22 protein-coding genes are annotated in these 22,812 nt (G+C 71.6%); 14 read left to right on the top strand and 8 right to left on the bottom strand.

Annotated elements, in window-relative coordinates; translation table 11 throughout:
• Nucleotides 1–134, bottom strand: a 134-nt coding sequence (locus tag ACZ4E1_RS35125) for a sugar phosphate nucleotidyltransferase (protein ID WP_467547184.1), incomplete at its 3' end; no start/stop codon positions are given.
• A gap of 106 nt (nt 135–240) precedes the next feature.
• Between ACZ4E1_RS35125 and ACZ4E1_RS35120 the strand changes: the two genes are divergently transcribed.
• Nucleotides 241–864, top strand: a complete 624-nt coding sequence (locus tag ACZ4E1_RS35120; RefSeq protein ID WP_467547175.1) for a 5-formyltetrahydrofolate cyclo-ligase — start codon at nt 241–243, stop codon at nt 862–864.
• Between the two features lie 144 nt (nt 865–1,008).
• On the opposite strand, the gene ACZ4E1_RS35115 is transcribed toward ACZ4E1_RS35120, so the two are convergent.
• Nucleotides 1,009–3,777: a penicillin acylase family protein gene (locus tag ACZ4E1_RS35115; RefSeq protein ID WP_467547174.1), complete on the bottom strand. Its 2,769-nt coding sequence runs from the start codon at nt 3,775–3,777 to the stop codon at nt 1,009–1,011.
• A gap of 253 nt (nt 3,778–4,030) precedes the next feature.
• Here ACZ4E1_RS35115 and ACZ4E1_RS35110 point away from each other — a divergent pair, with 253 nt between their 5' ends.
• The 6 genes from ACZ4E1_RS35110 (at nt 4,031) to mscL (ending at nt 9,678) form a co-directional block, all read left to right on the top strand.
• Entirely contained in the window at nt 4,031–5,488 is a 1,458-nt protein-coding gene (locus tag ACZ4E1_RS35110) for a potassium/proton antiporter (protein ID WP_467547172.1), read from the top strand.
• Between the two features lie 249 nt (nt 5,489–5,737).
• Nucleotides 5,738–7,021, top strand: coding sequence for an MFS transporter (locus ACZ4E1_RS35105; RefSeq protein ID WP_467547170.1), 1,284 nt, complete (start codon nt 5,738–5,740; stop codon nt 7,019–7,021).
• A gap of 69 nt (nt 7,022–7,090) precedes the next feature.
• Nucleotides 7,091–7,414, top strand: coding sequence for an FmdB family zinc ribbon protein (locus ACZ4E1_RS35100; RefSeq protein WP_467547168.1), 324 nt, complete (start codon nt 7,091–7,093; stop codon nt 7,412–7,414).
• 81 nt (nt 7,415–7,495) lie between these two features.
• Entirely contained in the window at nt 7,496–8,350 is an 855-nt protein-coding gene (locus ACZ4E1_RS35095) for an S-methyl-5'-thioadenosine phosphorylase (RefSeq protein WP_467547166.1), read from the top strand.
• A 281-nt stretch (nt 8,351–8,631) separates the two neighbouring features.
• Complete coding sequence (locus ACZ4E1_RS35090) at nt 8,632–9,102, top strand: hypothetical protein (RefSeq protein ID WP_467547164.1); 471 nt, start codon at nt 8,632–8,634, stop codon at nt 9,100–9,102.
• 114 nt (nt 9,103–9,216) lie between these two features.
• Nucleotides 9,217–9,678 carry a large conductance mechanosensitive channel protein MscL gene (gene mscL / locus ACZ4E1_RS35085; protein ID WP_467547182.1) on the top strand — a complete coding sequence of 154 codons (462 nt, stop codon included), beginning with the start codon at nt 9,217–9,219 and terminating at the stop codon, nt 9,676–9,678.
• A gap of 7 nt (nt 9,679–9,685) precedes the next feature.
• Here the strand turns inward: mscL and ACZ4E1_RS35080 are convergent, their stop codons facing one another.
• Nucleotides 9,686–9,874, bottom strand: coding sequence for a hypothetical protein (locus tag ACZ4E1_RS35080; protein WP_188338397.1), 189 nt, complete (start codon nt 9,872–9,874; stop codon nt 9,686–9,688).
• A 341-nt stretch (nt 9,875–10,215) separates the two neighbouring features.
• Here ACZ4E1_RS35080 and ACZ4E1_RS35075 point away from each other — a divergent pair, with 341 nt between their 5' ends.
• From ACZ4E1_RS35075 to ACZ4E1_RS35065, 3 genes are all read left to right on the top strand, one after another.
• The gene (locus ACZ4E1_RS35075) at nt 10,216–11,379 is read left to right on the top strand and encodes a P1 family peptidase (RefSeq protein WP_467547162.1); all 1,164 of its coding nucleotides are present in this window, start codon (nt 10,216–10,218) and stop codon (nt 11,377–11,379) included.
• 159 nt (nt 11,380–11,538) lie between these two features.
• Entirely contained in the window at nt 11,539–12,732 is a 1,194-nt protein-coding gene (locus ACZ4E1_RS35070) for a L,D-transpeptidase (protein WP_467547160.1), read from the top strand.
• A 175-nt stretch (nt 12,733–12,907) separates the two neighbouring features.
• Nucleotides 12,908–13,690, top strand: coding sequence for a DUF6227 family protein (locus tag ACZ4E1_RS35065; protein ID WP_467547158.1), 783 nt, complete (start codon nt 12,908–12,910; stop codon nt 13,688–13,690).
• On the opposite strand, the gene ACZ4E1_RS35060 is transcribed toward ACZ4E1_RS35065, so the two are convergent.
• The 3 genes from ACZ4E1_RS35060 to ACZ4E1_RS35050 all read right to left on the bottom strand — a co-directional run bounded on the left by ACZ4E1_RS35060 (nt 13,677) and on the right by ACZ4E1_RS35050 (nt 15,539).
• Nucleotides 13,677–13,922 (bottom strand): hypothetical protein, encoded by a 246-nt coding sequence (locus tag ACZ4E1_RS35060; RefSeq protein WP_467547156.1) that lies wholly within the window; start codon nt 13,920–13,922, stop codon nt 13,677–13,679. The two genes, ACZ4E1_RS35065 and ACZ4E1_RS35060, sit on opposite strands and share 14 nt — an antisense overlap.
• 128 nt (nt 13,923–14,050) lie before the next feature.
• On the bottom strand, nt 14,051–14,815 hold the full coding sequence (locus ACZ4E1_RS35055; RefSeq protein WP_467547154.1) for a glucose 1-dehydrogenase: 765 nt from the start codon (nt 14,813–14,815) through the stop codon (nt 14,051–14,053).
• Between the two features lie 16 nt (nt 14,816–14,831).
• Nucleotides 14,832–15,539 carry a TetR family transcriptional regulator gene (locus ACZ4E1_RS35050; RefSeq protein ID WP_467547152.1) on the bottom strand — a complete coding sequence of 236 codons (708 nt, stop codon included), beginning with the start codon at nt 15,537–15,539 and terminating at the stop codon, nt 14,832–14,834.
• Between the two features lie 224 nt (nt 15,540–15,763).
• Between ACZ4E1_RS35050 and ACZ4E1_RS35045 the strand changes: the two genes are divergently transcribed.
• Nucleotides 15,764–16,972 (top strand): extracellular solute-binding protein, encoded by a 1,209-nt coding sequence (locus tag ACZ4E1_RS35045; protein WP_467547150.1) that lies wholly within the window; start codon nt 15,764–15,766, stop codon nt 16,970–16,972.
• Between the two features lie 37 nt (nt 16,973–17,009).
• Here ACZ4E1_RS35045 and ACZ4E1_RS35040 read toward each other — a convergent pair whose 3' ends face one another.
• Complete coding sequence (locus ACZ4E1_RS35040) at nt 17,010–18,581, bottom strand: MFS transporter (RefSeq protein ID WP_467547148.1); 1,572 nt, start codon at nt 18,579–18,581, stop codon at nt 17,010–17,012.
• Nucleotides 18,582–18,642: 61 nt separating this feature from the next.
• On the opposite strand from ACZ4E1_RS35040, the gene ACZ4E1_RS35035 reads away from it, so the two are divergent.
• Nucleotides 18,643–19,641 (top strand): helix-turn-helix transcriptional regulator, encoded by a 999-nt coding sequence (locus ACZ4E1_RS35035; RefSeq protein ID WP_467547146.1) that lies wholly within the window; start codon nt 18,643–18,645, stop codon nt 19,639–19,641.
• A gap of 313 nt (nt 19,642–19,954) precedes the next feature.
• Here ACZ4E1_RS35035 and ACZ4E1_RS35030 read toward each other — a convergent pair whose 3' ends face one another.
• The gene (locus ACZ4E1_RS35030; protein ID WP_467547144.1) at nt 19,955–20,965 is read right to left on the bottom strand and encodes a sigma-70 family RNA polymerase sigma factor; all 1,011 of its coding nucleotides are present in this window, start codon (nt 20,963–20,965) and stop codon (nt 19,955–19,957) included.
• Nucleotides 20,966–21,142: 177 nt separating this feature from the next.
• On the opposite strand from ACZ4E1_RS35030, the gene ACZ4E1_RS35025 reads away from it, so the two are divergent.
• Both ACZ4E1_RS35025 and ACZ4E1_RS35020 read left to right on the top strand, forming a co-directional pair.
• The gene (locus ACZ4E1_RS35025) at nt 21,143–21,694 is read left to right on the top strand and encodes a GNAT family N-acetyltransferase (protein WP_467547142.1); all 552 of its coding nucleotides are present in this window, start codon (nt 21,143–21,145) and stop codon (nt 21,692–21,694) included.
• Nucleotides 21,695–21,741: 47 nt separating this feature from the next.
• Nucleotides 21,742–22,770: a questin oxidase family protein gene (locus ACZ4E1_RS35020; protein WP_467547140.1), complete on the top strand. Its 1,029-nt coding sequence runs from the start codon at nt 21,742–21,744 to the stop codon at nt 22,768–22,770.
• Nucleotides 22,771–22,812 lie beyond the last annotated feature (42 nt).

Genomic DNA, 22,812 nt, shown 5'->3' with positions numbered 1-22,812 from the left:
ACGTACTGGATCGCCGGCTTGTCCACCACCGGGAGCATCTCCTTGGGAGTCGCCTTGGTGGCGGGCAGGAACCGGGTGCCGAGGCCCGCGGCCGGGATGACAGCCTTGGTGATCCTGGTGTGCGAGTCAGTCATGCCCGTCACCCTATCCGGCGACTATGGGCGGAATCTGTGGGTCCGCTTTGATAGTCCCTCTATGCGTGGATAAAGAGAGGTTTGCGAACCGCACATGAGTCAGCCCATGAGCCGGCCACCGAGTGACCCGCGTGGCGCCCACCCTGACAAGCACACGTTGCGACGAGAGCTCCTCGCGGTGAGGAGAGCGTTGACGGTGGATGACGTGCGGGAGACGGAGACGGTTCTCACCCGCCGCGCCCTGGAGCTGGAGGCGCTCGCCTCGGCCCGCACGGTCGCCGCGTACGTCTCCGTCGGCGGTGAGCCCGGCACCGGCGCCCTCCTGGACGCCCTGCGGGCCCGCGGCACCCGCGTCCTGCTGCCCGTGCTGCTCGCCGACAACGACCTCGACTGGGGCGCCTACGACGGACCCGGCTCGCTGGCCCGCGTCGAGCACGCGGGCAAGATGGCCCTCCTGGAGCCCGCGGGGCCGCGGCTCGGTCCCGACGCCGTCCTGGACGCCGACGTGGTCCTGCTGCCCGGCCTCGCCGTGGACGCGCGCGGGAAGCGGCTCGGCCGGGGCGGAGGCTCGTACGACCGCGTCCTGGCCCGCCTGGAGGCGGCCGGCGTCCGGCCCGACCTCGTGGTGCTGCTCTACGACCGCGAGGTCCTCGACGAGGTGCCCACGGAGGAGCACGACAAGGCGGTGGACGCGGTCGTGACGCCTTCAGGGGCGCGGCGCTTCACGTGAACGCGCGCTTCGCATGAACGCGCGCTTCGCATGAACGCGCGCTTCGCATGAACGCGCGCTTCGCATGAACGCCGAAGGGGCCCCACGCACGCGTGGGGCCCCTTCTTCACCTGACTACCTTCACCTGGCTACTTGTTCACCTGGCTACTTCTTCAGGACGAGCGTGTCCGAGGTGTCGTCCTCGACCGCCTTGTCCGTGAAGCGCCACGGCAGCAGCTCGCCGTCGATCCACTTCTGTGTCTGGTCCGTGTAGTGCGAGCTGAAGGTGTGGCCGGAGGCACCGGTCAGGTTGATCCACTTCGACTTGTCGAAGTCCTCCAGGTTCACCACCATGCGCATCGACGGCACCCAGCTGACGCCGTAGCCGCCCGCCGCGTTCCAGCCGGTCGCGTTCACGGCCGCCTCGCCGCCGCCGAGCTTCCAGGGGCCGCGGTTGAGCACGTACTGGAGCCAGCCGGGGCCCGCCGTGCCGAGCGTCTGGTTCTTGAGCTCCAGCTGGTGCAGCCGGCCCCAGCTCCAGGTGTCGATGTCCTTGCCCAGCTTGGCCGTCAGGTCCCAGCGGGCGTCCTCCATGGCGCGGGCGAACAGCTCGTCGCGGGTCGCGGTCGCCGCGTCGGTGCGCGTCTTCGGAGCCTGCCACCAGGCGTTGTTCTCGTCCTTGAGGATGTTCCGCACGACCTGGAACCAGCGGTCGCCGCCGTCCGGCTGCGCCGAGTCCGCGTCCCGCTGGCCGCACTCGCGCACCCGGCGGTCGTCGTCGGCCGGGCCGGTGTTGTCGACCGGGGCGACGCTCAGGCACTGGCCCTTGACGCGCAGCTCCTTGGGGAGCTTGTTGCCGAAGGCGAGCTTCAGGACATTGCGCCACACCGAGTTGAAGTAGGCGGCCGCCGCGGAGTCCGGGTTCTGGGTGTAGTCCCAGTTCTCCAGGAGCTCCTGCGCCTCGCGGACGTACTTGTCCTTGACGTCGATCTTCAGCAGGTAGGGCACCAGCAGCTTCGCGATCTCGCTGCTGTTGTCCATCTGCATGGTGCGCATGTCGTCGGTGGAGATCTTGCCGCCGCCGTCGATCTTCGACTTGATCAGGTCGGTGATGCGCTGGCTGCGCGTGCCGTAACCCCAGTCCGTCGTCAGCGTGTACGGGTAGTCCTTGCCGACGACCGCCTGGTTGGCGGTGACGATGTAGCCGCGCTTCGGGTCGTACTCGTAGGGCAGCTCGTCCTGCTTGATGAAGCCGGTCCAGCGGTACTTGGGGTCCCAGCCCGGCGAGGGCAGCGAGCCGTCGCCCTCGCCGCGGGTCGGGATGCGGCCGGGCAGCTGGTAGCCGATGTGGCCCTCGGTGTCGGCGTACGTGAGGTTCTGCGAGGGCACCTGGAAGTCGGCGGCGGCCTTGCGGAACTCGGTCCAGTCCGAGGCGCGGTCGATGCCGAAGACGGCGTCCATGGTGTTGCCCGCGTCCAGGGCGGTCCAGCGCAGCGCGATGCCGTAGCCGTCGCCGCGGTCGGGGGCCGTGGTGCCGACGGGGGCCTTCTTGCCGACCTTGACGAGCTCGTCGTTGCGGTCGGAGACCAGCGGGCCGTTGTTCGTCTCGCGGATGGTGATCGTCTTGTCGTCGCCGCCGGCGACCTTGATGACCTCCTTGCGCGTCTTGAAGGCCACCGTCTTGCCGCCGTACAGGTAGCCGTCGCCGCTGAACTTCTCCAGGTAGAGGTCGGTGACGTCGGCGCCCGAGTTCGTCAGGCCCCAGGCGATGTCCTGGTTGTGGCCGATGACCACGCCCGGCATGCCGGCGAAGGTGTAGCCCGCCACGTCGTACCGGCACTTGGCCGAAAGGCTCGTGCAGTGCAGGCCCATCTGGTACCAGACGGACGGCAGTTGCGGCGCGAGGTGCGGGTCGTTGGCGAGCAGCGGCTTACCGGTGATCGTGTGGTCGCCGGAGACGACCCAGGAGTTGGAGCCGATGCCGTTGCCGCTCGGGCCGAGGCCCGCGGAGTCGGGGATCTGGTCCAGGACGTCCGCGAGGCCGCCCAGCTGGCTCTCGAGCCCGCCGGTGCCCTCGGGGGCCTGCGCGCCGCCGGTGAGGCCCGTACCGGCCCCCTGGCCGCCTCCGGAGCCCTGCCGGCCCGCGCCCGTGGACGCCTGGTCGTACGTGCCCGTGGCGTCGTTGTAGCCGCCCTCCTGCACGATCGGCTTGTTCCGGTCGTACGGGTAGGCCGGGTACAGGTCGGCGATCTGCTTCTTGTCGAGGCGGCTCGTCATCAGCGAGCGGTCGATCTCGTCCTGCATGTTGCCGCGCAGGTCCCAGGCCATGGCCTTGAGCCAGGCCACGGAGTCGACCGGCGTCCACTTCTGCGGCTTGTAGTCGTTCTCGAAGCCGAGCGCCACGTACTCCGCGGAGATCTCCTTGGCGCTCTTGCCCGCCAGGTAGGCGTTGACCCCCTTGGCGTACGCCTGGAGGTACTTCTTCGTCTCCGGCGCGAGCTTGGAGTCGTACTCCTCCTGCGCGACCCGGTGCCAGCCCAGCGTCCGCAGGAACTCATCGGTCTTGACCTGGCCCTTGCCGAACATCTCGGAGAGCCGACCGGAGGTCGTATGGCGGCGCACGTCCATCTCGTAGAAGCGGTCCTGCGCCTGCACGAAGCCCTGCGCCATGAACAGGTCCTCGTCCGAGGAGGCGTAGACCTGCGGGATGCCGTGGCCGTCCCGCTTGACCTGCACCGGCCCGTCGAGGCCGTCGATCCTGACGGAGCCCGTCGTCTGCGGCAGAGAGGCGCGCACACTGTCGACGCCCCAGTACGCGCCGTACCCGATGCCCGCGAGAACGGCCAACACCAGGACGATCACGATCAGTCGGGCTCGGCGCCCCTTCTTCCTGCCGGTCTGGCCGCCGGAAGAGGCATTACTGGAGGAGGGCATCGCGATCCTTGCTGTCCTTCGCGGGCTGCTGGCTGGAGCAACCATACGAGCAGCGCGATCCGGGCCCGGACGCGGAGTCACGAAGGAGCCATCCACGAGGTCCGCGACGACGGCCCGACCATCAAGGAACCGTTAACGATTAGGTAAGGTAACGAAGTAACTCCCCCCACATCGACCCCTGCGAAGCACCTCGCGGAAGGAACGGCCCCTGACTGTCGACCACCTCAACCAGCTCCTGCTCGTCAGCGCTCTCGTGCTGCTCATCGCGGTCGCCGCGGTACGCATCTCCTCGCGCAGCGGGCTGCCCAGCCTGCTCCTGTACCTCGGCATCGGCATCGCCATGGGTCAGGACGGCATCGGCAACGTCTCCTTCAGCAACGCCGAACTGACCCAGGTCATCGGGTACGCGGCGCTCGTCGTGATCCTGGCCGAGGGCGGTCTGGGCACGAAGTGGAAGGAGATCAGACCGGCGCTCCCGGCGGCGGCGGCGCTGTCGCTCGTGGGTGTCGCGGTGAGCGTGGGGGTCACGGCCGCCGGCGCGCACTACCTGGTGGGCCTGGAATGGCGACAGTCCCTGATCATCGGCGCGGTGGTGTCCTCCACGGACGCGGCGGCCGTCTTCTCCGTCCTGCGCAAGGTGCCGCTGCCCGCGCGGGTGACGGGCGTCCTGGAGGCCGAGTCCGGCTTCAACGACGCCCCTGTGGTCATCCTCGTCGTCGCGTTCTCCGCCGCGGGGCCCGTCGAGCACTGGTACCACCTGGTCGGCGAGATCGCCCTGGAGCTGACCATCGGCGCCGCGATCGGCCTCGCCGTCGGCTGGCTCGGCTCCTACGGGCTGCGCCATGTCGCGCTGCCCGCCTCCGGCCTCTATCCGATCGCCGTGATGGCCATCGCCACCACCGCCTACGCGGCGGGCGCCCTGGCCCACGGCAGCGGCTTCCTCGCCGTCTACCTGGCCGCCATGGTGATGGGCAACGCCAAGCTGCCGCACTGGCCCGCCACCCGCGGTTTCGCCGAGGGGCTCGGCTGGATCGCGCAGATCGGCATGTTCGTCCTGCTCGGCCTGCTCGTCACGCCGCACGAGCTCGCCGACGACATCGTGCCCGCCCTGGTCATCGGTCTCGTGCTCACCATGGTCGCGCGCCCCCTGGAGGTCGTCCTCAGCCTGGCGCCGTTCCGGATGCCCTGGCAGGAGAAGGCCCTCATGTCGTGGGCCGGACTGCGCGGCGCGGTGCCCATCATCCTGGCGACGATCCCGATGGTGACCGGCGTCGCCGACAGCCGCCGCATCTTCAACATCGTCTTCGTCCTGGTCGTCGTCTACACCCTGATCCAGGGCCCCACGCTGCCCTGGCTGGCCCGCAAGCTGCGGCTCGGCGACTCCGCGGAGGCCGCCGACCTCGGCATCGAATCGGCGCCCCTGGAGCGGCTGCGCGGCCACCTGCTGTCCATTTCCGTCCCCGAGGGCTCCCGGATGCACGGTGTGGAGGTCGGAGAGCTGCGGCTGCCCAAGGGCGCCGCCGTCACCCTCGTCGTCCGGGACGCCGCCTCCTTCGTGCCGGCCCCCACCACGGTGCTGCGGCAGGGCGACGAGCTCCTCGTGGTCGCCACCGACCCGGTGCGGGACGCCGCCGAGGCGCGTCTGCGGGCCGTCGCCCACGGCGGCAAGCTCGCCGGCTGGCTGGGCACGGGAGGCGGGACCGCCCGGTAGCATGGGGGCACACACCATGTACCACCGACTCTGCCTGACGTAGAGCCGGCGCGACCGCAAAGCGGCCGCGGTCCCCTTGCAGCACCCGCGCCCGGCCCCGCAGCCCGGCGCCCCGCTCCTGCACGGCCCAGGGCCTCTCCTGGCGCGGACCGCAGTATCACTCGGTTCCCGGCGCACGAGGACGGCTCTCGGTGCCCCACGCCCCGACCGGGCGGCGGGGCACTACCAGGCGGCAGAAAGGCGACGGCCGTGCCACAGAAGGCCACGGTCACCGACACCACCGGCAAGCGCCCGGGCTACGGACAACTGCTGCGCACCCGCGGCGCCTGGACGTTTCTGCTCCCCGGCTTCGCGGCCCGCCAGCCGTTCGCGATGCTGACCATCTCGATCGTGCTGCTCGTCCAGCACACCACCGGCTCCTACGGCACGGCGGGCGCCGTGTCCGCGACGACCGGTGTCTCCATGGCGCTGTTCGCGCCCTACAGCGGCAAGCTCGCCGACCGGTTCGGCCAGCGCGCCGTGCTGCTCCCCGGCGTCCTGGTGCACTCCGCGTCCGGCGCGACCCTGACGGCCCTCGCGCTGTCCGGGGCGCCCACGTGGACGCTGTTCCTGGCCGCGGTGCCCACGGGCGCCTCCACGCCGCAGATCGGCCCCATGGTGCGGGCCCGCTGGGGCGTGCGCCTTCAGGGCTCGCCCCTGATGCAGACCGCGGCAGCCTTCGAGTCCGTCACCGACGAGTTCACCTTCGTGCTCGGCCCGCTCTTCGCGACCGCCCTGTGCACGGGCGTCGACCCGGCCGCGGGCCTGCTCACCGAGGCCGCCCTCACCCTGGTCGGCGGCCTCCTCTTCGCCGCCCAGAAGGGCACCCAGCCGCCCGTGAGCGCCCTCGCGGGCCACGCGCGCGTGGAGCACGCCTCCGCCCTGCGCGTGCCCGGCGTACGCGTGCTGATCGTCACGTTCCTCGGCATCGGCGCCGTCTTCGGCGGCATGCAGGTCTCGCTCGCCGCCTACTCGGAGTCCATCGGCGAGCCCGGCATGAACGGCGTCCTGTACGGGATCTTCGCCGCGGGCAACATGCTCTCGGGCATCGTCTGCGGCGCCGTCGCCTGGAAGGCCGCCCCGCAGCGCCGCCTCCTGGTCTCCTACACGGCGCTCGCCCTGATGGCGTCCGGCCTGTGGGCGGCCCAGTCCGTGGTGCTGCTCGCCGGGCTCGGCCTGCTGGTCGGCGTGTGCATCGCGCCCGCCCTGATCACCGGCTACACGCTCGTCGAGAAGATCGTCCCCGCGGGCTCCCGCACCGAGGCCTTCACCTGGCTGACCGGAGCGGTCGCGCTGGGCCAGGCCGCGGCCGTCACGGTCGCCGGACAGCTGGAGGACCGCTTCTGGGACGGAGCGGGATTCCTGGTGCCCATGGGCGGCACGCTGCTCGCCCTGGCGGTCATGTTCCTGCTGCGTACGCGGCTCGTCCCGCCGTCCGTCGGGCGCACCGTGGCACGTGGTGTCGGTCACCGAGTGCCGGTGACGGTGGACTGATCCCGAGGAATAGGCCACTATAGAGCGTCGTTAGCACTCATTGAGTGAGAGTGCCAGGAGGAAGACACAGTGCCGACTTACCAGTACCAGTGCACCGAGTGCGGCGAGGGCCTCGAGGCGGTGCAGAAGTTCACCGACGACGCCCTGACCGAGTGCCCGAACTGCGGTGGCCGCCTGAAGAAGGTGTTCTCGGCCGTCGGCATCGTCTTCAAGGGCTCCGGCTTCTACCGCAACGACAGCCGCGGCTCCTCGTCGAGCAGCAGCCCGGCGGCGTCGTCGTCGAAGCCGGCCTCCACGACGTCGACCTCTTCGTCGTCGTCCTCGGAGTCCAAGTCGTCCTCGACGGCCTCCTCCGGTTCGTCGAGCTCGTCGAGCTCCTCGTCCGCGGCCTGACGCGGACCCACGTCTTACGAGACCCTGTCGTCCCCGGACGGCAGGGTCTTCGGCGTCGCGCCCTTGGTTAGTGTGCTGACCATGGCGACGAACGCGAACACCACCACCGGGGCCGAGATCGGCGTGATCGGCGGCTCCGGCTTCTACTCCTTCCTGGACGACGTGACCGAGATCCAGGTGGACACCCCTTACGGGCCGCCCAGCGACTCGCTCTTCCTCGGCGAGGTCGCCGGCCGCCGCGTCGCCTTCCTGCCCCGGCACGGCCGCGGCCACCACCTGCCGCCGCACCGGATCAACTACCGGGCGAACCTGTGGGCGCTGCGCTCGGTCGGTGTGCGCCAGGTGCTCGGGCCGTGCGCGGTGGGTGGCCTGGTGCCGGAGTACGGGCCGGGCACGCTGCTGATCCCGGACCAGTTCGTGGACCGTACGAAGTCCCGGGTGCAGAGCTACTTCGACGGGCTGCCGCTGCCCGACGGGACCGTGCCGAACGTCGTGCACGTCTCGCCGGCCGACCCGTACTGCCCGGCCGGGCGCCGGGTGGCGGTGGAGGCGGCCCGCGGCAAGGGCTGGGAGCCGGTGGACGGCGGGACCCTCGTCGTGGTCGAGGGCCCGCGCTTCTCGACCCGCGCCGAGTCGCGCTGGCACGCCTCGATGGGCTGGTCCGTGGTCGGCATGACCGGGCACCCCGAGGCGATGCTCGCCCGTGAGCTGGAGCTCTGCTACACCTCGCTGACCCTGGTCACGGACCTGGACGCGGGCGCCGAGAGCGGCGAGGGCGTCTCGCACGACGAGGTGCTCAAGGTGTTCGCGGCGAACGTGGACCGGCTGCGGACCATGCTCTTCGACGCGGTCGCGGGGCTGCCGGCGACGGAGGAGCGGGACTGTCTGTGCGTCGGGGCGCTCGGCGGCATGGACCCGGGGATCCAGCTGCCGTGAGCTGCCGTCCGGCCCCCCGGGGTCGGTGAACTTCACGTTCGAGTGAGGGAGTTGTCCACAACCGGCCGGTAGCGCACGGGGCCCGGCGGGATCCTTCGCCGGAGCGGATCGTGGTCGGCGAGACGGAAGCGATGTCGCGCTGTCCGTCCGACCCGACCCGAACCGATCCGCAGGCGGTGACCACCGTGTCCGCAGCAGCACCTGGCCCCTACGGGCTCAGCACTCCCCCACCCGCGCCCACACCCACTCCCCCGACGTCCGAGGTGCCGTCCTTCCCTCCCGTGCGCGTACGCGGCGGACGACTGCGCGCCGGTCGCGGCGGACCGCGCCGGGGCCGGCCGCTCCTGGCCGCCGGGCTCACCCTGACCGCGGCGGCGCTGGTCGCCGCCGTGCCCTCGTCCGGCGCGGGGGACGGGCCCGAGCGGGCGCAGGCCCCGCCGCCCCGGGCCGCGCACGGCCCTGCGCGGCACCCCGCCGTGACGGTGTCGGCTCCCGTGCGGATCGCGGACGCGGCGGCCGTACGGCTGCTGCGGCCGGGCGACCGGGTCGACGTGGTCGCGGCGCGGACGGACGGGAAGCCCGGTGCACGGGTCCTCGCGTCGGGCGCCCGGGTGGCGTCCGTACCCGACGCATTTTCGGGCGAAACCCCGGACGGGGGCGGGGCGTTGGTGGTGCTGAAGGTGGAGCGCCCTGTCGCCACGCGGCTCGCGGGAGCGGGAGCCGTCTCCAGGCTGGCGGTGACGGTCTGGTGACCGGATTCCCGTCAAGTCCCCCGATCGAGTTACCTGATTGGACAGGTCTGACCCGAACTGTCGTAGGTTGCGGGGGCGTTTGCACCACAACCTGGACATGTGAAGAGAGGCCTTCTGGTGAGCGAGAAGAAGCAGCCGGGCGTGTGGGAAGGCTTCAAAGCCTTCCTGATGCGCGGCAATGTGATCGACCTGGCGGTCGCGGTCGTGATCGGCGCGGCGTTCACCAACATCGTGAACGCGGTGGTCAAGGGTGTGATCAACCCGATCGTCGGCGCGTTCGGCACGTCCGACCTGGACAACTACAAGTCCTGCCTGAAGGGCGACTGCACCGGCGAGGGCGGGATCGAGATCCTCTGGGGTACCGTCCTCAGCGCCACGCTCAGCTTCCTCATCACGGCGGCCGTCGTGTACTTCCTGATGGTGCTGCCCATGGCGAAGTACCTGGCCCGCAAGGCCAACATCGACGCGGCGAAGGAAGGCACCCACGAGGTGATCGAGGTGTCCGAGCTGGAGGTCCTCAAGGAGATCCGCGACGCCCTCGTGGCGCAGCGCGGCTCGGGTCACTCCGAGTCGTAGCGGCTCTTCAGAGGTGGTGGGGCGGCTTCTCGTCGAGGAACCGGGCCAGGTCGGCGGCGCTGTTGTCACCGGCGGCCGGCCGTTCGCCCCACCCCCGGTCCGTGTCGTCGGAGGACTGCGCCGACAGCGGATCGTCGAAGATCAGCGCGGCCTTGGGGTCGCGCGGCTCGGGGGCGGGCTTCGGGGTGTCGCTCATGGCTCCAGGGTACGTCGCGGGCCCGGACCGCGACCGGCCCTGCTCCTCTCGGCGCGACCGGCCGGTGGGGCCGGTTCAGCTCGGGGACCCGGCGCCCTTGCGGGCGGGGAACCACAGGGCGGCGATCGCGATCATCACCGCGTACGGGGTGCCGGTGTCCTGGACGGCGAAGCCCGGCCGGATCAGGGGCACGACCAGGACCAGCGTGGACAGCGCGATGAGGCGGCGCTGTCCGATCCGCGGGCCGAGGCCGACGAAGGTCCCGCAGGCCCCTTCCGACCCGCGCGGCCGGAGGGCGGAAGAAACCCAGCGGGGACCAACGGTCGTGGTACGCAGGGCACATGACGACGGAATCGACGACGGGCGGCGGGCCGGCCCGCAACGACGCACTGACCGACGTGCCCGGCCTGCGCGTGGGACACGCCACGCGGCGCGGCGACGGGTGGCTGACCGGGACGACGGTCGTGCTCGCGCCCGAGGGCGGTGCGGTCACCGCGGTCGACGTACGCGGTGGCGGCCCCGGCACCCGGGAGACGGACGCGCTCGACCCGCGCAATCTGGTGCAGCGGATCGAGGCGGTGGTGCTCACCGGCGGCAGCGCGTTCGGGCTCGACTCGGCGTCGGGTGTGGTGGCGTGGCTGGAGGAGCAGGGACGCGGGGTGCCGGTGGGCGGGCCCGGGCAGGTCGTGCCGGTGGTGCCGGCGGCCTGCGTCTTCGATCTCGGCCGGGGCGGCGACTGGCGGGCCCGGCCGGACGCGGCGACGGGCCGGGCCGCCGTGGAGGCCGCGGCGGCGAGCCCGGCCGGTGCCCCGGTGGCCGAGGGCAGCGTGGGCGCGGGCACGGGGACGCTCGTGGGCGGGCTGCGCGGTGGCGTCGGGACGGCGTCCGTGGTGCTCGGTTCCGGGATCACGGTCGCGGCGCTGGTGGTGGCCAACGCGGCGGGCTCGGCGGTGGATCCGGGGACGGGGGCGCTGTACGGGGAGTTCTTCGCGGGGCGCGGGCCGGTGACGTATCCGGACGCGGCGGTGCACGCGGCGGCGGGCGAGCGGCTGGCGGCGGCGCGTGCGGCGAACGGGCCGGCGCCGCTCACCGAGCCGGGTCCGGAGTCCGGCCCGGAGTCCGGGCCGGCCACGCTGAACACGACGCTGGCCGTCGTCGCCACGGACGCGGACCTGACCCGGGCGCAGGCGCAGAAGGTGGCGGGGACCGCGCACGACGGGATCGCGCGGGCGGTGCGGCCGGTCCATCTGCTGAACGACGGCGACACGGTGTTCGCCCTCGCGACCGGGGAGCGGCCGTTGGACGCGGAGAATCCGCTCGCGCTCAACGAGATCCTCGCGGCGGGGGCGGATCTGGTGACCCGGGCGATCGTGCGGGCCGTGCGGGCGGCGGAGTCGGTGCACGGCGCCGGTGACGGTGGCGGTGGTGGTGACCGGGATGGTGGCGGTGACCGGGATGGCGGTGCCGGGCGCGTGTTCCTGTCGTACTCGGAGCTCTACGGCTGAGGGGCTTCTCGGGCGGGGTTCTCGTGACAGAGTCCGCGCTTTGTCACAGGCCTGTCCCTGTGGCTGCCTTCACAGGAAGCGGAAGGAACCTCTCCGGTCGTCTCGTGCTCTCTCCACACACCGGATCAACGAGATGAACCACACGAACAGGAGCAGGCCGTGAGAAGGCAGAACATAGTCACCGTATGCGCCGCCGTCGCCGTCGGTGCACTGGCCCTCACGGCCTGCGGAGGCAGCGCGAAGGCCGACAACGACACGGACGGCAAGGGCGGCGACCCGAAGGGCGCGCCGCGCATCACGATCTCGGCGAAGGACGGCTCCACGGGGGCGTCCATCAACGCGACCGGGGTCAAGGTCAGCGGCGGGAAGCTGACCACGGTGAAGATGACGACGTCGGCGGACGGCGCCGAGGTCCCCGGCACGATCAGCGGCGACGGGGCGACCTGGAAGCCCAAGGAGCAGCTGGAGCGCGGCACCAAGTACCGGATCTCCGCGACCGCGAAGGACGCGGGGGGCGAGACGGCCGCCGCCAACTCCATCTTCACCACGGTCTCCAACGACAGCAGCTTCATCGGCACCTACACCCCGGACAACGGGACGACGGTCGGCGTCGGCATGCCGGTCTCGTTCACCTTCGACAAGGTGATCACGAACAAGAAGGCCGTGCAGTCGGGCATCAAGGTGACGTCCAGCAGCGGGCAGCAGGTGGTCGGTCACTGGTTCGGCGAGCAGCGGCTCGACTTCCGGCCCGAGGAGTACTGGAAGGCCGGCTCCAAGGTCACCATGAAGATCGACCTCGACGGGGTCGAGGGGGCCAACGGCATCCACGGCGTGCAGAAGAAGACGGTCACCTTCACCGTCGGCCGCTCCCAGGTCGCCACCGTCGACGCGAACACGCAGAAGATGACCGTGGTCCGCGACGGCCAGACCCTCAAGACGGTCCCGGTCTCCACCGGCAGCGCCGACCACCCCACCTACAACGGCCAGATGGTCATCTCCGAGAAGTTCGTGCAGACGCGGATGAACGGGTCGACGGTCGGCTTCGGCGGCGAGTACGACATCGCCGACGTGCCGCACGCGATGCGTCTGTCGCAGTCCGGCACGTTCATCCACGGCAACTACTGGAGCTCGCCCGGCATCTTCGGCGCGCAGGGCACCAGCCACGGCTGCGTCGGCATGCAGGACGTGCGGGGCGCGGGCGGCGACACCACCGCCAAGTGGTTCTTCGACAACTCGCTCGTCGGTGACGTCGTCGTCGTGAAGAACTCCCACGACAAGACGATCTCCCCGGACAACGGCCTCAACGGCTGGAACATGCCGTGGAGCGAGTGGACGGCCGGCAGCGCCGCCTGACCCACGACGCAGGGGGAAGACCAGGGGCCGCGCGGGAACCTCCCGCGCGGCCCCTGCGTTGTGCAGGCAGGATTCCCAAATCCCGCTCCGCGTTTGCCATTTCAGAGGCCGATGTCCGAGCGAGGGGCTACGGTATGCACCCACAAGGTGACACGAAGCAATCCCGGGAGGTGCCTTGAGCGTTCCGTACGACCATGTGCCCGACCCTCTGTCCGACCTCGCGTCGCACACGTCGCCCGACGGGCAGCTCAGCGGCCTGCTCGGGCGCGCGCTCAACTCCTTCGAGCTCCCCGACGACATCCTGGCCCGTCTCGACAGCGCCCTCGCCTACGACAGCACCCTGCACTCCGCGCACCACAGCGCCGGCCTGCACCGGGAGACGTACCGGCACACCTGGCTGCTCGCCGACGGCAGCCCGCTCACCCTCTGGGAGCTCGTCCACAACACGGGGCGGGACCGCATGCCCCAGCACGAGGTCTACGTCACCGAGGACGAGTTGCATCTGGCGACCGGCCGGCTGCCGCTGCCCCCGGAGTCCGCGCCGGACTTCGCCCTCCAGACGCCGGTGCTCCCGCTCCGGCTCCCGGCGGTCGCGCCGCGCGGCCACAGTTTCGGCCCGGCCGACCCGGACAGCTCCGTCGACCACGCCCGCCGGCTGCTGCGCCGCGCGGAGAACCCGGACGCGGCGACCCGGCCCGGTCCCGGCACGGCCCGGCTGCTGCGCGACGCGTGCGCGCACGAGATCACTCAGGCGTTCGGCCGCAGACTCAGCCAGGGGTTCGCGCTGTACGAGCACGCGTTCCTGCTGCGGGACGGCTGCGAGGTCAGCCTCTGGGAGGTCGAGCACACGGCGACGCGGGACGGCCGGCACATGTGCGAGGTCTATCTGACGCAGGACGCGGCCCGCGCCGCGATCGAGCACCGCGCGGCGGACCGGGTCCGGCTCAGCGGCGGCTGAACTGCCGCACGAGCCCGGCGAACGCGTCCTGTTCGTCGGCCGTGAGCGGCACCGATTCCAGGGCGGGCGCCTGCGACTGGGCGGGCAGCGCGCCCATCGGCAGGCGCGCGGGGCCCCGGGGGGCGAAGGCGACGGTGCGGACGAGCCGCACCAGACCGACCACCCAGGCGACCGTCAGGACCGCGAGGATCGCGAGGCCCACCTGCTGAAGGATCGACACGTGCTCAGGCATACGGCCCAGTGAACACCACAGTCCGGGACTTTGGTCCCGGACCGTGACGTATATCGCAGGAACGGACAGTTCGGCCACGGACGTTCAGATCCGCCCGCCGGCCGGGAACGGACCGTTCGGCCTGCCTCCTACTGGCCCATGACGTACTTCACCGTCGGACCGGTCGTCCAGCCGCCGTCCACGGCCAGCTCCGCGCCGGTCACGTAGGAGGAGTCGTCGGAGAGCAGGAAGACGATGGCCTTGGCGATCTCGTCGGCCTCGCCGACGCGGCCCATCGGGGTGTTCGGGTAGTTGCCCTCGCCCTGCTGGATGCCGACCTGGGCGGTCATCGGGGTGTAGGTCATGCCGGGGTGGACGGAGTTCACGCGGATGCGGGCCGTGCCCTGCTCGACCGCCGCGATCTTCGTCAGGCCGCGCACGCCCCACTTCGAGGCGCCGTAGGAGCCGGTGAGCGCGAGGCCCATCAGACCGGCCGCCGAGGAGATGTTGACGATGGAGCCGCCGCCGGCCTCCTTCATCGCGGGCACGACGGTCTTCATACCGGCGAAGACGCCGACGAGGTTGACGTCGAGGACCTTGCGGAAGCGCTCGACGCTCTCCGTCTCGAAGGGCATGCCGGTGGAGATGCCGGCGTTGTTCACCAGACCGTCGACCCGGCCGAACTCGGCGGCGGTGTAGGCGACGGCGGCCTGCCACTCCTCCTCGGAGGTGACGTCGAGGTGGACGTAACGGGCCTGGTCGCCGAGCTCGGTGGCGAGGGCCTTGCCCTCGTCGTCGAGGACGTCACCGATCACCACGTTGCCCCCGGCGGCGACGACGGTCCTGGCGACCTCGCCGCCGATGCCGCGGGCTCCGCCCGTGATGATGACGGTCTTGCCGGTGAGGTTGTTCATCTGTGGCTCCACTTCGTCACGGCTCCATCGCCGCTGGGCTGGAATCGACGGCGCCGTCCAGCGCCGAGAGGCAGGTGAGGGCCAGGGCCGCGGGCCCGTCGGGTCCGGCCGCGGGCGCGTCCGAGGCCGCCCAGGTCTCCACCGCGACCCGCACCGCCGTGGAGGCGACACCGGCGGCGAGCCGCAGGTCGAGCCCGTCGGGGTCGGCGCCGGTGCGCTCCGCGAGGATCGCGCGCAGCGTCGTCTCGGACACCCGGCTGGTGTCGGCCCACACCGCGCGCAGCGCGGGCGACTCGTCGGCCATCCGCAGCAGGGCGCGGATCCACTCGAGCGAGGCCGCGTTCGCCGGGTCGTCCGCGGTGAGGGCGCGCTCGACGGCGTGCCGCAGCGCCTGCGGTACGGGGAGTCCGGCCGGGGCCTCCCGGACGGCCTCGGCCCACAGTTGGGCTCCGGCGGCGAAGAGCGGGGCGACCGACTCTTCCTTCGTCGGGAAGTAGCGGTAGAAGGTGCGCGGGGCGATGCCGGCGCCGCGGGCGATGTCCTCGGCGCGGGTGGCCCGCAGGCCGCGCTCGGTGAAGAGCTCGGCGGCGGTGCGGGCGATGTCCAGCCGGGTGGCGGCTTTGCGCCGCTCGGTCAGCGATGCCGGCGCGGCGTCCGCCGCACCCTGCGCCGAACCCGTACCGCCCGGTCCCCCGCCATCTGAGACGCCTGCCACACCTGCCATGAAGTCATGGTATGCCTGTGTGTCACAATGTGCCACTGGCGCAAAAGTGATGTTCGGATCACGGTCGGTGATCGCGTCCGGTGATCGCGTGCGGCGATCTCACGCGACGTTCACGTGCGTCGATGGCTTCGGCAAATCCAAGAGACCCGAGCGGGGCGAGTGCGGTGCGGCGGCGGCAGTTCCTGATTCAGACGGCAGGCCTGACCGGGGCGGGTGCCCTGGCCATGAGCGGCTGCGGCGGCTCCGACGACAGCGGTGACGACGGCGACGGCGTGACCCTCAACCTCATGGTGGCGAGCTACGACAAGAGCGTCGGCGCCTCCATCGGCGACCAGTGGGACACCGTCGCCAAGGCGTTCGAGAAGAAGAACCCGAAGATCAAGATCGAGATCGAGCGGATCCCCTTCCTCAAGCTCGACAGCGTCATCGCCCGCCGGGTCAAGGACGGCCGCGCCCCCGACATCGCGCTGAGCAACATCTTCGCGCCGTACGCCGAACCCGGCGACCTGTACGCGGTCGAGGACCTCTTCGACGTGCCGACGCAGGCCGACTTCATCTCCTCGTTCGCCGACGCGGGCAAGTCCGGCTACGTCCAGTACGGCATCCCGATCTTCGCCAGCACCCCCCGCCTCTTCTACAACACCGCGCTGTTCGAGCGGGCCGGCGTCGACGGGCCGCCCGGGTCCTGGGCCGAACTCCTCGCCACCGCCAAGGCGTTGAAGGCCTCCGGCGTCCCCACCCCGTACGCGCTGCAGTTCGGCCCCGAGGCCTCGGAGGACGAACTGCTGGCCTGGCTGGTCGCGGGCGGCGGCGGCTACTCCCAGCTCGGCGGCTACGACTTCGGCTCCGCCGAGAACCAGGCGACCCTGACCTGGCTGCGCGACGAGCTCGTCAAGCCCGGCCTCGCGGGCGCCGACCCGGCGAAGCTCACCCGCACCGCGGCCTACGCCGAGTTCATGAAGGGCCGGGTCGGCATGCTGATCGCCCACCCCGTGCTGCTCGGCGCGGCCGCCAAGGCACGGCTGCCGTACGCCACCGCCCCGTTCCCCAAGCGGGCCGGGGACGGGGCGGCGGCGCCGGTCGGGCTCAACGCCTGGATGCTCGTGTTCAAGGCGCGGGGCCACGCCAAGGAGGCCGGCGCCTTCCTCACCCACCTCTACGGCCAGGAGACCGCCGCCCCGAAGGGCGCCGCGACGCAGACCCTGCCGGTGACCATCTCGGGCTCGCAGCACCTGCGCAACGACAAGTCCCAGCAGGCGCTGTGGCCGTTCGTCGACCAGATGCCGAACGCGGAGTTCCACCCGGTGGGGCTGCGGTCCTGGCCCACGGTCCGCAGCGAGATACGGGAGCGGATCGCGCGGGCGGTCGGGCCCACGGGGGTGCCGGCGGACGTGCTGGAGGCGTTGGACCAGGTGGCCCGGTCCAACGCCTAGCCCCTCCGGGGGGGCGCGGGTCTTCGCTCGCCGCGGGTCAGCCGATGAGTTCGCCGGTGCGGGTCTCGTCGTGGCTGGTCGCGCCGTTCCCCGCGCCCCTGGGAGCTGCGGCTTCGCCGCTCGCTCCCTCCGCCTCCTCCGACGACGCCTGCGGCGCTCGCTTCGGCAGGGCGAACATCAGGAGGAAGATTCCTCCGAGGATGACGGCCGCCCAGACGAGGGCGTTGCGGAAGCCGTCGATGAACGCCGCGTTGCCCGCGCCCTGCGCGAAGTGGTCCTCCACCACGTTGAAGAAGACGACGGAGACCAGGCTCAGACCCAGCGCGTTGCCCATCTGCATCACGGTGTTGATGAGGCCGGAGGCCGAGCCGGCATGCTCGCGCGGCACCTCGGACAGCACCGCGTCGGTGAGCGGCGCCACGATCAGGCCCATGCCGACACCCATCACGACCAGCGGCAGCGCCATCTGCCAGGAGGCGATCCCGAGACCGTAGCGCCCGGCCTCGAAGACGTAGATCAGGACGCCCGCGGCCATGGTCAGCGCGCCGGCCTGAAGGACCTTGCGGCCGAACCGGGGCACCAGCTTCTGCACCGACATGCCGGCCGCGACGGACACGGCGATCGAGAACGGGACACCGGTCAGGCCGGCCCGCAGCGCGCTCCAGCCGAGGCCCAGCTGCATGTAGAGGGTCCAGGTCAGGAAGAAGATGCCGGTGGTGATGCCGAAGACCGTCTGCACGGCGATGCCCGCCGCGAAGCTCTTCACCCGGAACAGCGACAGCTCGATCAGCGGCGAACCGTCCCGCCGCGTCTTCGCCTTCTCGTACGCGATCAGCACCGCGACGATCACGACGGACGCCGCCATCATCACGTAGCCCCAGACCGGCCAGTCGTTCTCGCGGCCCTGGGTCAGCGGGTAGACGAGCGCCAGCATCGCGAGGGTGACCAGGACGACGCCGACCAGGTCCAGCTTGAGGGCCGTCGGGGCCTTGGACTCGGTGATGACGCGCGAGCCGAGGATCAGGGCGGCGATGCCGACCGGCAGGTTGATCAGGAAGATCGGGCGCCACTCCAGGCCCGCGATGTTCCACTCCGTCAGGAGCGCGCCGAGCAGCGGGCCCGACACCGCGCCGAGGCCGACGATCGCGCCGAACAGGCCGAAGACCTTGCCGCGCTCGTGCGCCGGGAAGGTGGCGTGGACGATCGACAGGACCTGCGGCACCATCATCGCCGCCATGCCGCCCTGCAGGATGCGCGAGGCGACCAGCATCTCCGGGTTCGCCGCGAAGCCGCACAGCGCCGAGGCGAAGGTGAAGCCCGTGATCCCGAGCAGGAACAGCCGCTTGCGGCCGAAGATGTCGCCGAGCCGCCCGCCGGTGATGAGCAGGGCGGCGAACGCGAGCGCGTATCCGGCGGTGATCCACTGGATCTGGCCGGTCGTGGCGCCCTCGTCGGCCTTGATGGTCGGCAGGGCGATGTTGACGATCGTGACGTCGACGAGGTCCATGAAGGCCGCCGTCATCACGATGGCCAGGGCGAACCAGCGCCTGCGGTCGGCTGGCCCGGAGGCGTCTGTGGTGGTGCCGGCAGCGGCAGCGGTTGAGGTCATGGGAAGAAAGTAGAAGGTATGTAGGTCAGGTCATGTCCTACTGGGGGAGCATTCTGTGAACATGACGAAGACGAGCTCCTCCACCGACACCCCGGCCCGGTTGCTCCAACTCCTCTCGCTCCTGCAGACGCCGCGCGAGTGGCCCGGCGGCGAACTCGCCGACCGGCTCCGCGTCTCGCGCCGCACCGTGCGCCGCGACATCGACCGGCTGCGCGAACTCGGCTACCCGGTGCAGGCCACCATGGGCGCCGACGGCGGCTACCGGCTCGTCGCCGGCAAGGCGCTGCCTCCGCTGGTGCTCGACGACGAGGAGGCCGTCGCCATCGCGGTCGGGCTGCGGGCCGGGGCGGGGCACGCCGTCGAAGGGGTCGAGGAGGCGTCGGTGCGGGCCCTCGCCAAGCTGGAGCAGGTGCTGCCGTCGCGGCTGCGGCACCGTGTCTCCACCCTCCAGGCCGCCACGATCCCGCTGACCTCGGGCGACGGGGCGACGATCGCGCCCGAGACTCTCACCGTGATCGCGTCCGCGGCGGCCGGTTCGGAGCGGCTGCGCTTCCGCTACCGGGCCGCCGACGGCACCGAGACCCGGCGCCTGGCCGAGCCGTACCGGCTCGTGTCGACGGGGCGCCGCTGGTACCTCGTCGCGTTCGACCTGGACCGCGCGGACTGGCGCACGTTCCGCGTCGACCGGGTGTCGGAGCCGTTCGCGACCGGGGCGCGGTTCGCTCCGCGGGAGGTGCCGGAGGGGGATGCGGCGCGGTACGTCCAGCGGTCCGTGTCGTCGGCGCGGGGGGCGGTGGCGGGCGGGGACTACGAGCTGGACGTCGAGTTCCTCGCACCGGCCGAGGTCGTCGCGACACGGGTCCCCTCCTGGGTGGGCGAGCCGATGCCCTTGCCGGGCGGGGAGGGGTGCGTGCTGCGGGGGCGGGTCTCCGAGTCGGTGGAGTGGATGGCGGTGCGCTTGGCGATGACGGGGGTGGAGTTCCGGGTACGAGGGCCCGAGCCTCTCGTCTCGGCGGTACGGGAGCTTGGGGAGCGGGTGCGCTCCGCGGTGCCGGGGTAGGTCATTGCGCTCCGGGGTGCCGCGGTAGGTCGTACGCGCGGCTGCGGGCCGGTGGGGCTTCTCGCGCAGTTCCCCGCGCCCCTGAAATGCAGGCGCTGCGCGTCGCATTTCCCCGATCAAGGTGCGGGGCGCCTTTCATCTGGGGAAGGCGCGGCGAAGCCGCATGCCTTCCAGGGGCGCGGGGAACTGCGCGACCAGCCCCCACCGGCCCGCGGACGGGCGACGAGGCCGCACACGGCAGACGCTGAACCGGGGGCACGCAAGAACGGGCGGCGCCCTGAAGGCGCCGCCCGTCCCGCACTCCCCCGGAGGCCTACGCCGCCGCGTCGAACCCCGTGTCCCGAGCCAACTTCTTCAGCTCCAACAGCGCATGCTTCTCGATCTGCCGGATCCGCTCACGGGTCAGGCCATGCTCCTTGCCGACCTCCGTGAGGGTCCGCTCACGCCCGTCGTCGATCCCGTACCGCATCTTGATGATGGACGCCGTGCGCTGGTCGAGCCGCCCGATGAGATCGTCCAGCTCCTCGCTGCGCAGCAGCGTGAGCACGGACTGCTCCGGCGACACCGCGGACGTGTCCTCCAGCAGATCGCCGAACTGCGTCTCGCCCTCGTCGTCCACCGACATGTTCAGCGAGACCGGGTCGCGGGCCCAGTCGAGCACATCGGTGACCCGCTCCGGCGTCGTCTTGTCGAGCTCGGCGGCGATCTCCGCGGGCTCGGGCTCGCGCCCGTGCTCCCGGTTGAACTCGCGCTGCACGCGGCGGATGCGGCCCAGCTCCTCGACCAGGTGGACGGGGAGGCGGATCGTGCGGGACTGGTCGGCTATGGAACGCGTGATGGCCTGGCGGATCCACCACGTGGCGTACGTGGAGAACTTGAAGCCCTTGCGGTAGTCGAACTTCTCGACCGCGCGGACCAGGCCCGCGTTCCCCTCCTGGATCAGGTCGAGCAGGGGAAGGCCGGCGCGCGGATAGCGGCGGGCGACCGCGACGACCAGGCGCAGGTTCGACCGGATGAAGATGTCCTTGGCCTTCTCCGACTCGGCGACCAGCGCCTCCAGCTCCTCGCGGGTCGCCTTGCCGGCGGCCGCGCTGTCCTCGACCTCTCCGTCGAGGATCTGCTGGGCGTAGACACCCGCCTCGATGGTCTGGGACAGCTCGACTTCCTTGGCGGCGTCGAGCAGCGGTGTACGCGCGATCTCGTCGAGGTACATACCGACCAGGTCGCGGTCGGCGATCTCCCCGCCTACGGCGCGAACACTGCGTGCCGCATCAGTCTCGCCGGACGCGGCGGACTTACGACGGGCTACGGCACGGGTTGCCATGCGTGCTCCCTTGCGATGGTGGGTCGGCTGGGCAGGACCGCTGGTCCACCCTCCCGGGCTGACCGGCATCCGAAGGAAACAACGACTGGAATCCGGACAGAATTCCCAAGCCGCCCCATCTTTTTTCTGATCATGCAGTACCCTGTCGCGCCACACCGCGCGAGAAGGAGCCCCGGGATGCCGTCGGAGTCCACAGAGGTGCAGGTCAGCCGGGGGACCGAGGGAGACCTCAGTGCCCTCACGGACCTCTACAACCACTACGTGCGCGAGACGCCGATCACCTTCGACACGGCCGTCTTCACTCCGGAGGAGCGACGTCCCTGGCTGCTCTCCCACCTCGAAGACGCCAGGTACCCACTCCTGGTTGCCCGCGCACACGATTCCGGCCGGATCCTCGGATACGCGACGGCGAGCCCGTTCCGCCCGAAGGCCGCGTACGCCACCTCCGTGGAGACCACCGTGTACTGCGCGCCGGACGCGGGCGGGCGCGGCATCGGCACCCTTCTCTACGAGGCGCTGTTCGCCGCGCTCGCCGGGCAGGACGTCCACCGCGCCTACGCGGGCGTCACCCAGCCGAACGAGGCCTCCGCCCGCCTCCACACCCGCTTCGGCTTCCGCCCCGTCGGCACGTACCGGGAGGTCGGCCGGAAGTTCGGGCGGTACTGGGACGTCGCTTGGTACGAGAAGGACCTCGGTCAGAGGGACGAGCCGGACTACGACCAGGACTAGACCCCGCGGCCGATCCGCCGCGCCGCGGGCCGCCCTACCGTGCCGCCATGGACACCATCCACGACACCACTGGCACCCTCGACGAAGCGCTCCAGCGACTGCACACCACCGGTCCGGAGTTCGACGGCTGGCTCAGCAACCATGGGCCGATGGCCGTGGAGTCCCTCGTACGCGGCGGGCAGGCGCCCCACGTGCACCGCTGGCTCGACGCGTACTCCGAGCGGCTCGACGCGATGCCCGCGCCGGGCGACCCGATCCGCTCCGACGACTGGCAGGGCGCCCTCGGCGACCCCAAGCGCCTCGCCGACTGGATCGTCTTCTTCGAGCGGGCCGTCACCGAGCGGCCCTGGCGCGACGTCCTCGCCGAGTGGTGGCCCCGGCTGCTGCCCGGCATCGCGGCGGGCGCCACGCACCCCGTGATCCGGGTGGGCCACGCCGTACGCACCCTGCTCGCCGACCCCGCCGACGCGAGCGCCCCGCGCCTCGCGGAGCTCGCGCACGGGCTCGGCTACTGGGCTGCCCGGCACCAGCCGCTGCCGCCGCTCACCGCGCTGCCCTCCGTGCCGGACGCCGCGGGGGCGCTCGACGCGGTGCCGCGGATCGAGGACCAGACGGGCGGGATCCGGGCGCGGTTCACCCGGCTCACGGCGTTCCCGGCGTGGACGGAGGCGGGGCCGGTCGACCCGGACGCGGCGCGGGAGCGGCTCGGGGAGCTGGTCGGGGCGGCCGTGCGCATGTACGGGACGCATGCGTCGGGGTCTCCGGTGATGCTCGTGCACGCGGCGACCGCGCCGAACGCGGTGCTGCGGACGCTGCCCGCGCTGCCCCGCGAGCTGTGGGCCGGGTCGCTCGACGCGGCCTGGGCGGCGAGTGCGGCGGTGACGTCCGTCTACGCGCCGCGTACGCCCGCGCCCGCGCCGGTCGTGCCCGGGGCCGGTCCCGGGGAGGTCTTCGCGCGCGCCGCCGCGCACGGCAACGACCATGCGATCAAGTTCGCCGACACGGCCTTGGAGGTCGGCGGCGACCAGGCGCTGGCCGCCGCCCAACTCGCCCTCGACCTGATCGAGCCCGCCTGATCACCGTCGGAGGCCACAGGTAATCGGTGGCTGGTCGCGCAG

Source organism: Streptomyces sp. NPDC025806 (assembly GCF_055558275.1).
The sequence above is the reverse complement of the archived record's forward strand: the minus strand, read 5'-3'. Positions and strand labels throughout refer to the sequence as shown.

Bases quoted from the DNA above. Each gene is read 5' to 3' on its own strand.
- ACZ4E1_RS35030 (WP_467547144.1), bottom strand. From the start codon at position 20,965: ATGGCAACCCGTGCCGTAGCCCGTCGTAAGTCCGCCGCGTCCGGCGAG.
- ACZ4E1_RS35120 (WP_467547175.1), top strand. From the start codon at position 241: ATGAGCCGGCCACCGAGTGACCCGCGTGGCGCCCACCCTGACAAGCAC.
- ACZ4E1_RS35060 (WP_467547156.1), bottom strand. From the start codon at position 13,922: ATGCCTGAGCACGTGTCGATCCTTCAGCAGGTGGGCCTCGCGATCCTC.
- ACZ4E1_RS35055 (WP_467547154.1), bottom strand. From the start codon at position 14,815: ATGAACAACCTCACCGGCAAGACCGTCATCATCACGGGCGGAGCCCGC.
- ACZ4E1_RS35050 (WP_467547152.1), bottom strand. From the start codon at position 15,539: ATGGCAGGTGTGGCAGGCGTCTCAGATGGCGGGGGACCGGGCGGTACG.
- ACZ4E1_RS35115 (WP_467547174.1), bottom strand. From the start codon at position 3,777: ATGCCCTCCTCCAGTAATGCCTCTTCCGGCGGCCAGACCGGCAGGAAG.
- ACZ4E1_RS35035 (WP_467547146.1), top strand. From the start codon at position 18,643: ATGACGAAGACGAGCTCCTCCACCGACACCCCGGCCCGGTTGCTCCAA.
- ACZ4E1_RS35045 (WP_467547150.1), top strand. From the start codon at position 15,764: ATGAGCGGCTGCGGCGGCTCCGACGACAGCGGTGACGACGGCGACGGC.
- ACZ4E1_RS35040 (WP_467547148.1), bottom strand. From the start codon at position 18,581: ATGACCTCAACCGCTGCCGCTGCCGGCACCACCACAGACGCCTCCGGG.
- ACZ4E1_RS35020 (WP_467547140.1), top strand. From the start codon at position 21,742: ATGGACACCATCCACGACACCACTGGCACCCTCGACGAAGCGCTCCAG.
- ACZ4E1_RS35095 (WP_467547166.1), top strand. From the start codon at position 7,496: ATGGCGACGAACGCGAACACCACCACCGGGGCCGAGATCGGCGTGATC.
- ACZ4E1_RS35080 (WP_188338397.1), bottom strand. From the start codon at position 9,874: ATGAGCGACACCCCGAAGCCCGCCCCCGAGCCGCGCGACCCCAAGGCC.
- ACZ4E1_RS35075 (WP_467547162.1), top strand. From the start codon at position 10,216: ATGACGACGGAATCGACGACGGGCGGCGGGCCGGCCCGCAACGACGCA.
- ACZ4E1_RS35025 (WP_467547142.1), top strand. From the start codon at position 21,143: ATGCCGTCGGAGTCCACAGAGGTGCAGGTCAGCCGGGGGACCGAGGGA.